Genomic DNA, 10653 nt, shown 5'->3' with positions numbered 1-10653 from the left:
CTCGGCCGCGCAATGTGAAGACTGCCGCCTGCAGACTTCGATGAGTACGGGAACGAAAACCAGGAGTAAGAACAATGAAGATTTTGTGGAAGGCGCTTTGCGCCGCTGCGGTGATCGGGATGAGCATTCTTCCTGCTCGCGCTGAGGAAAAGACGATCACTCTCGGCACGATGTCGTGGGAAGATCTGACGCCCATCACCGGCATTACCAAGAAGGTTCTCGAAGATGCCGGCTACACCGTCAAGGTGACCGAGTTCTCCGAATGGGGCATTGCCTATGCCGCTCTTGCCAAGGGCGATATCCAGGCTCTCACCTCGCAGACCGACTACGTCGCCCAGGACTATTGGGACAAGAACAAGAATCGTCTCGAAAAGATTTCCCCGGTTTCGCACGGCCTCTATCAGGGTGTCGCCGTTCCGAAATACGTTCCGATCGACTCGCTCGAACAGCTCAATGAAAACGCCGACAAGTTCGGCGGCAAGATCATCGGCATCGAACCGGGTGCGGGCCTGATGCGCGATACGGCGAATGCGGTCAAGGATTACGGCCTGAAACTCCAGCTCGTCGAAGGCAGCACCGCCGCGATGACGGCGGCGCTGAAGTCTGCCTACGACCGCCAGGAATGGATCGCGGTCACGATCTGGGAGCCGTCGTGGATGGTCCAGAAGTACGAGGTCAAGTACCTCAAGGATCCGAAGGGCGTCTTCCCGCCGCCGCAGAGCTACTACTGGATCGGCCATAAGGGCTTCTCGGAAGAATATCCGCATGCCCGCGAAGTCATGGCCAGCGTCTACGTGCCGATCGCCGACATCACCACCATCAACGGTGCAGTCAAGGACGGCAAGACCATGGATCAGGCTGTGCAGGATTGGATCGGCAGCCATGCCGACCTGATCAAGCGCTGGGAAAACATCAAGAAGAAGTAATCGCGTCCTGGCCGCCCGATCCGTCGGGCGGCCACCTTCAATCCTAATGAAGAAGCCAGCGCCATTGGCTCAAAGGGGATCGCTATGAAAACCGCCAATATCGATGCCAAGGATGTTCTGATCGACTGCCAATCCCTCTGGAAGGTCTTCGGGGGCAAATCCGCCGCCGCGATGAAATCGATCAAGGAGCGCGGCCTCGGCAAGACAGAGGTCCTCAAGGAATTCAACTGCGTCGTCGGCGTCTCCGATGCGAGCATCGAAGTCCGGCGCGGCGAAATCTTCTGCATCATGGGACTGTCGGGAAGCGGAAAATCGACGCTCATCCGCCTTCTCAACAAGCTGATTACACCGAGCTCCGGCAAGGTCCTCGTCAAGGGGCGCGACCTCGCAAGCCTGTCGCCGGTCGATCTCAGGCAGATGCGCGCCAAGAACATCGGCATGGTGTTTCAGAGCGTCGCGCTGCTGCCGCACCGGACGGTGCTCGAAAACGCGGCCTTCGGCCTCGAGGTCCAGGGCATTGCAAAGGCGGAGCGGAACAAGACCGCCGCTGCCGCCCTTGAGAAGGTCGGCCTCGCCGACTGGCTGAGCCGCTATCCCAGTGAGCTTTCCGGCGGCATGCAGCAACGCGTCGGGCTTGCCCGCGCGCTCGCCTCCGACCCCGAAATCATCCTGATGGACGAGCCCTTCAGCGCGCTCGACCCGCTGATCCGGCGCCAGCTCCAGGATGAATTCCGCCAGCTGACCAAAGCTCTCGGCAAATCCGCCGTCTTCATCACCCATGATCTCGACGAGGCGATCCGCATCGGCGACCGCATCGCGATCATGAAGGACGGCGTCATCATCCAGACCGGCACGGCCGAAGAAATCATCCTCAACCCGGCGGACGCCTATGTCGCCGAATTCGTCGCTGGTATCTCTCGCCTTCATTTGATCAAGGCGCATTCCGTCATGCGCAGCGTTGCCGAATTCCAGCAGGGCGCGCCGAACTTCGACATCGCCTCGCTGGCGCGCACGACGCCGGACGCCGATATCGACGAGCTCATCTCTTTGACGATGCAGTCGGAGCGCGACGCTATCGCCGTCGTCGACAATGATCAAGTCGTCGGCGTGGTCACGCCGCGCAGCCTGCTGATGGGCGTCAAGGGAACCTCCGCCCACGATCTCACCGCGGCGTGACCCCAACTGGAGGTGATTGACATGGATAGTTCAGCCTTCACCGATGTTTTCGACGAATGGACGGACGCAGCACTCGAATGGGTGAGCGACAACGGAGAGTTCCTCTTCGACTATATCAGACAGGTTCTCGAAGGGCTTTATGACGGCATCCTCTGGTTGCTGCAGCTTCCGCCATTCTACGTGATCACTCTGGTCGTGGCGCTGATCGGCTGGCGGCTGGTCAATGTCTGGTTCGCCCTCTTGAGCGGCGTCGCCCTGGCGCTTTGTTTTTCGATGGGGCTCTGGCCGGAGACGATGAGCACGCTCGCTCTGGTCCTGACCGCGACTGTGATTGCCTTGGCGATCGGTATCCCGATCGGCATCGCCGCCGGCTTCTTCACCGCCTTCGATCGCTTCATGGAGCCGGGTCTCGATCTGATCCAGACGCTTCCACCCTATATCTACCTGCTGCCGGCGATCGCCCTGCTCGGCTACGGACCGGCGACGGCGCTGATTGCGACCGTGATCGTCGCAGTGCCGCCGGCCATCCGCCTGACCTCGCTCGGCATCCGCATGACTCCCAAGGAATTCATCGAACTTGGAGAGGCGCTCGGCATGACGCCGGCAAGAATGTTCTTCAAGATCCGTCTTCCCTTCGCGCTGCCGAGCATCATGGCAGGCATCAATCAGAGTCTGATGATGGCCTTCGGCATGGTTGTCATCGCCGGCATCGTCGGTTCCGGCGGGCTCGGAGAAACGATCTACGGCGCGATCAGGACACTCGACATCGCCACCTCAATCAATGGAGCGATCGCTATCGTGGTATTGACCATGGTGATTGACCGGATAACCCAGAGTGCCGCTCGCTTGGGAACAGGGAGGAAAGCATGAATCTTTCGACCTTGCAGTTTTCGCCCGGCGCCTTCCTGGCTCCATCGGTCGATTGGCTCAACACCAATCTTCACCCGCTGTTTGCGGCCATCAGCTATCTGGTGGAAACGGTGCTTTCGGCAATCGAGGCGGCGCTGCTCTTCGTGCCGCCCTATGCGTTGATCGCGATTGTCGTCGTCCTGGCGTTCTTTGCCGTCAGCCTGCGCGCCGCGATCCTTGCGGGGCTCTGCCTCGGTTTCTGCCTGCTTGTCGGGCTGTGGACGGCATCGATGCAGACCCTTGCACTGGTCAGCGTCGCCGTCATGATCTCGGTGCTCATCGCCTTTCCGGTCGGCGTCCTGTGCTCGCGGCACAAGACTCTGGAGGCTGTGGTTCGTCCGATCCTCGACGTGATGCAGACCGTGCCGCCCTGGGTCTATCTCATTCCCGCGGTGATGATCTTCAGCCTTGGGCGCGTGCCGGCGATCATCGCCACCATCGTCTACGGCATTCCGCCGATGCTGCGCCTGACGACGCTGGCTTTCAACCAGGTGCCGAAGGTCTTCATCGAACTCGGCAGCGCCATCGGCGCGCCGCCGCGCTCGATCCTCTGGAAGATCGAAATCCCTCTGGCCAAGCAGACGCTGCTGGTCGGGCTCAACCAGTGCATTCTTCTGTCGCTGGCAATGGTCGTGCTGGCCGGCCTCGTCGGCGCAGGCGGGCTCGGCGCCGAGGTGACGCGCGGCCTGACGCGCATGGAGATGGGACTTGGCCTGAGAGCAGGCCTGGCGATCGTCGCGGTCGCCCTTCTGCTCGACCGGTTGTCCCGTGGCCTGCTCGACCGCGACAGGCTGCCGAAGGCGAGATGAGCAAGGATACGAGGATGAGAAACAACTTCTTCTGCATCGATGCGCATACCTGCGGCAACCCCGTCCGCCTCGTTGCCGGCGGCGGTCCGCTGCTTCCGCACGTGCCGATGGGCGAGCGCCGGGAAATCTTCGTCCGCGACCACGATTGGGTCCGCAGGGCGCTGATGTTCGAGCCGAGGGGGCATGACATCATGTCGGGTTCGATCATCTATCCCCCCTATCGGGAAGACTGCGATTTCGCCGTTCTTTTCATCGAGGTCAGCGGCTGCCTGCCGATGTGCGGCGCCGGCACGATCGGCACCGTGACCGCTGCGATCGAGGAGGGGCTGGTCAAGCCGCGCAAACCCGGCAGGGTCGCCATCGAAACGCCGGCGGGCAGAGTTGATGTGACCTATGAGGAGAAGGGCGGCTATGTCGATTCCGTTCGTCTCCACAATGTGGCGAGCTATCTCCATGAGGCCGATGTCGAGGTCGATGTGCCCGGTATGGGCCGTCTGCGCGTCGATATTTCCTATGGCGGCAACTACTATGCAGTTGTCGAGCCGCAAGAGAACTGGAGCGGGCTCGACGGCATGTCGGCATCCGATATCGTCGGCTGCAGCCAGAAGCTGAGATCAGCGCTTGCCGATGTCTGCGATCCCGTCCATCCCGACGATGCCAGGATCCGCGGCGTGCATCATGCGATCTGGTGCGACCGTCCCGTCAACGACGTCTCGGACGGACGCTGTGCGGTCTTCTACGGCGACAAGGCCATCGATCGGTCGCCGGGCGGCACCGGCACTTCGGCGCGCATGGCTCAGCTCCATGGCAAGGGGCGGCTCGATGTCGGGTCGAAATACCGTCACGAAAGCCTGATCGGAACCATTTTCGAGGGCCGGGTCGAAGCCGAGGCGAGGGTCGGACCTTATCGCGGCATTCTTCCAAGCATTGGCGGCTGGGCACGGGTCATCGGCCACAACACCATTTTTGTTGACGACCGTGATCCGCTGGCACACGGTTTTCAAATTCGATGAGCGCATTTTCCGAGTTTTGGGAGGCGGCAAGGAGATGACTATGCGACCGGAGCAGCATCGGCAGGGAGACGGCGCCGCGAAACCCGGTGCTCGGCTTAAAGTGGGATTCGTGCTGTCGCGGTCATTTACGCTGTCGGCCTTCGCACTCTTCATCGACACGCTGCGGCTTGCCAGCGACGAGCAGGATCGCTCCGGGAGGGTGCTTGCAGATTGGCAGGTGATCGGCAGCACGCGGCATCTGATCACCTCGAGCTGCGGCGTTCAGGTTGCCCCGACCTCCGATTTCGTCGATCCGTTGAAGTTCGATTACATCGTGGTCGTCGGCGGGCTTCTGACGGTGGAGAACCCTGTCGACCAACAGACCATCACCTTCCTGAGGCAAGCGGATGCCAAGAAGGTGCCGCTGATCGGCGTTTGCACGGGCTCGTTCATTCTTGCGGCCGCTGGCCTGATGAAGCGGCACGAGTCCTGCGTGAGCTGGCTGCATTACAAGGAGTTTCGCGAGCGGTTTCCCGATCATGGCGTTCGCTCCGACCGGCTTTTCAATCTCGACCGTCAACGCGGATCCTGCGCCGGCGGCAGCAGTGCGGCCGACATGGCGGCGTTGCTGGTCAGGAAATATATCAGCCGGGATGCCGAGCGAAATGCGCTTGAGGTGCTTCAGATCGAGAAGGCCCGGGCGCCGGCGGATATCCAGCCCCGCCGTCCGCTGTATGACGATTATGACGACGCCCGCGTCAAGGCGGCGATGATTACGATGGAACAGTTCGTCGACGGCAGCATATCGATCCAGAAGCTCGCCGGCATGGTTGGCCTGTCGAGGCGGCAGTTGGAGAGAATTTTCATCGACAAGACGGGAATGTCTCCTGCCAAGGCCTATAATCGGGTTCGCATGGAGCGGGCAAAATCCATTCTGGTCCAGTCGAAGGCGCCGCTGATCGAGATCGCGCTTGATGTCGGCTTCGAGAATGCCTCGCAGTTCACGCGAACCTTCAAGCGGACTTTCGGGCAGACGCCGTCACAGCATCGCGCAGCCGCTTTGAGAGCGCACTAAAGCGCTTCGCGATCTTTCAGATTCGCTCCTTGCGCTTTAGGTCTTTGTTTTTTCGCATGTCGTTGCCGCAAAACCGCAGCACACTTTTGCGCGACATGCTTTAAACGCACCTCAGATCTCTTCCCACGGAAAGGTGTCCAGCCGCTCCGCGCCCTTTGATGTGATCAGGGCCTGGGTCTCCAGCTTGATGCTCTCCGATCCGGCTTCGGCGATCAGGCTTTCGACGTTGAGCACCATGTTCTCCTCGATGATGCCGCTGAAATCGGGATCGAAATCCGGATGCAAGAGCACGCCCGGCCATTCGTCCGCCATGCCGGTGCCGTGCAGGGCGAGCGTGTAGCGATAGGGCTGATATTTTTCCGGGATCTGCCACGACAATTCGTTGAATTCGCGGAACGTCATGCCGGGCCGGATGACCGACAGATTGTGTTCGATCTGATCTCTGGCTGCCGCGTAAAGCTCCTTCTGTTTGGCATTCATCGCGACATGGCTACAGGTCCATGAGCGCGAGAGGTCGGCGCAATAGCCGTAGGGGCCGATCATATCGGTGTCGAAGGATATCATCTCGCCGCGCTTGATGATGTAATCGGAACATTCCTGATACCAGGGATTGGTTCTCGCGCCCCCGGTCAGCAGCTTGGTTTCCAGCCATTCGCCGCCGCTGCGGGCATTTTCGAAGTGCAGCTCGGCCCAGATTTCCCGCTCGGTGCGGCCTGGTTCGGAAACCTCGTACATCCGCGCCATGCCCGCTTCGCAAACGCGGATCGTCCAGCGCATCAAATCGATTTCATCGGCGCTCTTGATCGACCGAGCACGTTCAGCCAGTTCCTGGCCGTCGAGCAGCGTAAAGCCGCGTTCCGTCAGTTCGAAGGCGCCTGATGGTTCGAGCCGGTCGATCGCAATGCGCCTGTTGCGGCCATTGCCCTTGACGAGGTCGTCGATCTCGTCTGCCCAGGCCTTCAGGCGCGGCTCCACGAGATTGCCTGCCGTGAAGAAGATCCAGGATTTCGACGGCCGGATCTCGTCGATGCCGGGCAGCCCGTCATTGACATGTTCGGCGCCTTCGAATTCGAACATGATGGCTGGGCCGTCGGCCAGGATCAGCGCGTAACGCGACGGATTATGCATCGTCCAGATGCTCATATTCGACGAGTCGAAGGCATAGCGGATGTTGACGGGATCGTAGAGCAGCAGGGCGCCGCAATCCCATTCGCGCATCTTCATGCGCAGCCGCCCCAGCCGGTAGCGGCGTGCCCGGTCGAGTGTGGCCGCCGTCACCGGACTGATGAGGGGCCGGTCCGCGCCATCGGGATTGAGGTAGGCCTGCTTTCGCTCATCCTTGAAGACGGTCGAGCCGCTCAGCTCGACGGAATCGTTGTCGTCTCGCAGCATCCGCGTGATTCCTGTTGTTGGTGATTGACGCGGTGTCGCTCAGCGTTCGATGACGAGATCGCTGAGCGGCTTCGAGCAGCAGGGCAGGAAAAAGCCGGCGTCGATTTCCCGCTGGCGGATGCCGCCATTATGGTTCATGTCGACCGTGCCTGACGTGAGCTTCGACTTGCAGGTGCCGCAGACGCCGTTGGCGCAGGAGGATGGAATCCTGACACCTGACTTCTTCGCACAGGAGAGCACGCTCTGGTCGCCTGTTACCTCGATGCTGCGGGCCTGCTTCGAGAAAGTGACCTGAAAGACCTTGGCGGCCGCTTCCTGAATCGCCGGGATTTCAGGCTCGTCGATGACCGCGGCGTCGAAGCTTTCCTCCAGATAGTGCGCGCCGGGAACGCCGAGCTCCGCGGAAATGCTGCGTGCGGCCGCCATGAACGGGGCGGGGCCGCAGCACATCACCGTCCGCTCGGCGATATCGGGAACCGCAAGCCTGACATAGTCTGCCGAAATACGCCCGGTGAGACCCGGCCAGGACGCCTCGCCCGCAACGGTCTCCGGCAGGAAGTGGAGCCGAAGGCCCTTCAATCTACGGGCGATGCAGGCGAGTTCGTCGCGGAAGATCAGATCCTGCGGCGTGCGCGCCGCATGCATGAAGACAACGTCGGCGGGTTCGCAGCTGTCGGCAAGTTCCCGCAGAATGGACATGACCGGGGTGATGCCGGAGCCACCCGAGAGCAGCAGAAGTTTTGGCTTCGACGCCTCCGACCGGACGAAATGGCCGAGCGGGCCGTTCGCCTTGACGGACGCGCCCGGAACCAGCGTATCGTGCAGCCAGTTGGAGATCTTGCCGCCCGGAACGCGCTTCACCGTGACGGAGAAGGCGTTCGTGCGATGCGGCGAAGAGGAGATGCTGTAGCACCGGCTTTCCGCCTCTCCATTGTGCTCGAGGTCGAAGAGAAAATACTGGCCGGCCTTGAAGGCGAAGCGCTTGCCGTTAGGGGAGGCGAAGGTGAAGGTCTTGACGTCGTGGGTCTCCTGCTGGACGTCGAGGCAGACGAGCGCATCGTCTTCCTCAGGATTCCAGACGTCGTGACGGGCGGCCTTTGCGAGCAGCACTTGCGGGGTCCTAGTATCCATGAGCGCGCATCCGGTCGATGTACCAGGTGGCGAACTTGTCGAGGTTCGTCTCGGAAAAGCGGGAATAGGGGCCTGGCCGATAGGCGGGATCGAGAGCCCCGGCATGGGAACGGGCGACGAGATCGGCGTCCTGGTCCGTCGTTGCAACCCAGACATCCGTCAGCTTGTCAAGATCGTAATCGACCCCTTCGACGGCGTCCTTGTGCACCAGCCACTTGGTTCTCACCAGCGTCTTGCCGGCCGAGAGCGGGATGACGGTTGCCACGACGGCATGGTCGCCCATGAAGTGGTTCCAGCTGTTATGACCCCAGAGATGCGTGTCGCCGAGATCCTTACGGATCATCTGCCCGAGGAGCTTCGACGAAGCGGCGGTGGCGTCGTGGGTCTGGGATTCGCCTGCGCCCGATATGATCAGCCGTTGCGTGCGGAAATTCGTGGCGCAGTCGGAAAGCTGCTCGACGGCAGCCGACGGGAAGCCATCGGCTTCCCATGCCTGCGTGCGCGCCTCGTAAAGCCGGAAATGCTCCTCGGCCTGTTCGCGATCTTCCGGGCTCAGCGTTTCGGGATCGAAGCCGAAGTCGAGATCGACGAAGGAGACGCAAAGCTCCGGATGGTTGGCGGAGCAGTGATAGCACTCGCGATTGTTCTCCATCGTCAGCTTCCAGTTGCCGTCCTCGATGACGTCGGTCTGGTGGGCGATCTTGGCATTGCGGATATCGTAGGGCGCGAGGCGCTCGACCATTGCCTGTTCGAGGCCGGCAATGTCCTCGGGTGGATTGTCGGACAGGCAGACGTAAATCAGGCCGCCGATCGATTTGAAGGTAACGGGCTTCAGACCGTGACAATCCTTGTCGAATTCCTTGCCCATATGGGGGGCGTAGCTGAGCTCGCCCGTCAGCTCGTAGGTCCAGGTGTGATAGGGACAGACGAGCTTCGAAACGATCGTCTTGCCCGGGTTGAGAAGACGGGAACCGCGATGGCGGCAGACATTGTGCAGCACGCGGATTTCGCCGTCGTCGTCGCGCAGCAGGATCAGGCTCGTCTTGCCGATATCGACGACCGTAGCGTCGCCGGGTTCGGGAACATCGCAGTCGAGGCCGACGCAGATCCAGTGCTTGTGGAAAAAGACCTCGATATCCGCTTCGAACACGTCTTCGCGGATGTAGAGGCCGGCCGGCAGCGAATGGCCTTCCGAGCGGGAGTCGAGCAACGCTGAAATCGTGGATGGAAGCCTGTTTAGCATGAGAACCTCTTATGTGAGAGTTTCCCTAGATTGCTCTTGCAGCATCGGGCTTTCAACGGCATAAAAAATCACGTTCGCATAATCTTTTCTCATGTGAAAAGGCCATCACGATGCAATTTCGAAGACGGCTTCCGTCGCTGACGGCGCTGGTGACCCTGGAGGCGGTGCTGCGCAGGAAAAGCTTCACCAGGGCCGCGAGTGAACTCGGCGTCACCCAGGCGGCGGTCAGCAGGCAGATTGCGCTGCTGGAGGAGGAGTTCGGCCAGGCGCTGTTTGTGCGCAAACACCGGGCGATCGAACCGACGGCGGCGTGCATCAGCCTCGGCGCAACGCTCGCAAAGAGCTTGGCCGATATTGCCGAGAGTGTGGAGGCGATGCAGTCGCGTAGCCAGGACGTGGTGACGATCGGCGCGACCGTCGCCTTCTCTTCCTTCTGGCTGCTGCCGCGGCTTGCCGAATTCCGCCGGGCCAATCCCGGCATTCTGGTGCGGGTGATCTCCCAGGACAGCCCGATTGCGCTCGACGGCGGAGAGGTCGATGTGGCGATCCGCTACGGCCTGCCGCCCTTCAGCGACGGGACCGTCATCGCCTCGCGCGGCGACGTCATTTCCCCCGTCTGCTCTCCCGATTATCTCAGGCGCCGAGGAGATGGGCGGCTCGGCTCGGCCGACGAATTCATCGAAACGGACGTTGTCGATCGGTCCTGGTACAACTGGTCGCAATGGGTTTCGCTGATTGGCGCGAATATCGACGTCAAGCCATCGCTTCGGTTCAACCACTATACCGAAACCATCGCCGCCGCCCGCGCCGGGCAGGGGGTCGCGCTGGGATGGCGCATGCTGGTCGGCACGTTTTTGGAGGACGGAACCCTGGTGCAGGCCGACAGCAGCGAGCTTGCCGCCGAAGGCCGTTACAATGTCATCGTGCCCGTCAAGGCCAAGCGAACCAATGCGCGCGACCTTGCTGCCGCTTGGCTGACGGCATCATTGCACGGTTGATC

10 protein-coding genes are annotated in these 10653 nt (G+C 61.3%); 7 read left to right on the top strand and 3 right to left on the bottom strand.

Annotated elements, in window-relative coordinates; genetic code table 11:
* Nucleotides 1-74: 74 nt before the first annotated feature.
* The 6 genes from ATY75_RS01245 to ATY75_RS01220 all read left to right on the top strand — a co-directional run bounded on the left by ATY75_RS01245 (nt 75) and on the right by ATY75_RS01220 (nt 5887).
* Nucleotides 75-926, top strand: coding sequence for a glycine betaine ABC transporter substrate-binding protein (locus tag ATY75_RS01245; RefSeq protein ID WP_088936128.1), 852 nt, complete (start codon nt 75-77; stop codon nt 924-926).
* Nucleotides 927-1010: 84 nt separating this feature from the next.
* Nucleotides 1011-2102 carry a glycine betaine/L-proline ABC transporter ATP-binding protein gene (locus ATY75_RS01240; protein ID WP_088936127.1) on the top strand — a complete coding sequence of 364 codons (1092 nt, stop codon included), beginning with the start codon at nt 1011-1013 and terminating at the stop codon, nt 2100-2102.
* Between the two features lie 21 nt (nt 2103-2123).
* The gene (locus tag ATY75_RS01235; protein ID WP_088936126.1) at nt 2124-2972 is read left to right on the top strand and encodes a proline/glycine betaine ABC transporter permease; all 849 of its coding nucleotides are present in this window, start codon (nt 2124-2126) and stop codon (nt 2970-2972) included.
* Nucleotides 2969-3820: an ABC transporter permease subunit gene (locus ATY75_RS01230; RefSeq protein WP_088936125.1), complete on the top strand. Its 852-nt coding sequence runs from the start codon at nt 2969-2971 to the stop codon at nt 3818-3820. The genes ATY75_RS01235 and ATY75_RS01230 overlap by 4 nt, the downstream gene beginning before the upstream one ends.
* Nucleotides 3821-3834: 14 nt before the next feature.
* Nucleotides 3835-4833 carry a 4-hydroxyproline epimerase gene (locus ATY75_RS01225; protein WP_088936247.1) on the top strand — a complete coding sequence of 333 codons (999 nt, stop codon included), beginning with the start codon at nt 3835-3837 and terminating at the stop codon, nt 4831-4833.
* A gap of 40 nt (nt 4834-4873) precedes the next feature.
* Nucleotides 4874-5887, top strand: coding sequence for a GlxA family transcriptional regulator (locus ATY75_RS01220; protein WP_064844672.1), 1014 nt, complete (start codon nt 4874-4876; stop codon nt 5885-5887).
* Between the two features lie 111 nt (nt 5888-5998).
* Here ATY75_RS01220 and ATY75_RS01215 read toward each other — a convergent pair whose 3' ends face one another.
* From ATY75_RS01215 to ATY75_RS01205, 3 genes are read right to left on the bottom strand one after another with little or no spacing between them, the layout of a single operon-like run.
* Nucleotides 5999-7279: a Xaa-Pro peptidase family protein gene (locus ATY75_RS01215; RefSeq protein WP_088936124.1), complete on the bottom strand. Its 1281-nt coding sequence runs from the start codon at nt 7277-7279 to the stop codon at nt 5999-6001.
* Between the two features lie 39 nt (nt 7280-7318).
* Nucleotides 7319-8410, bottom strand: coding sequence for an FAD-binding oxidoreductase (locus ATY75_RS01210; RefSeq protein ID WP_088936123.1), 1092 nt, complete (start codon nt 8408-8410; stop codon nt 7319-7321).
* Entirely contained in the window at nt 8400-9653 is a 1254-nt protein-coding gene (locus tag ATY75_RS01205; protein ID WP_088936122.1) for an aromatic ring-hydroxylating dioxygenase subunit alpha, read from the bottom strand. The genes ATY75_RS01210 and ATY75_RS01205 overlap by 11 nt, the downstream gene beginning before the upstream one ends.
* Nucleotides 9654-9763: 110 nt before the next feature.
* On the opposite strand from ATY75_RS01205, the gene ATY75_RS01200 reads away from it, so the two are divergent.
* Nucleotides 9764-10651: a LysR substrate-binding domain-containing protein gene (locus ATY75_RS01200; protein ID WP_088936121.1), complete on the top strand. Its 888-nt coding sequence runs from the start codon at nt 9764-9766 to the stop codon at nt 10649-10651.
* Nucleotides 10652-10653 lie beyond the last annotated feature (2 nt).

This window comes from Rhizobium sp. N122 (genome assembly GCF_002211295.1).
GTDB lineage: Bacteria > Pseudomonadota > Alphaproteobacteria > Rhizobiales > Rhizobiaceae > Rhizobium.
The sequence above is the reverse complement of the archived record's forward strand: the minus strand, read 5'-3'. Positions and strand labels throughout refer to the sequence as shown.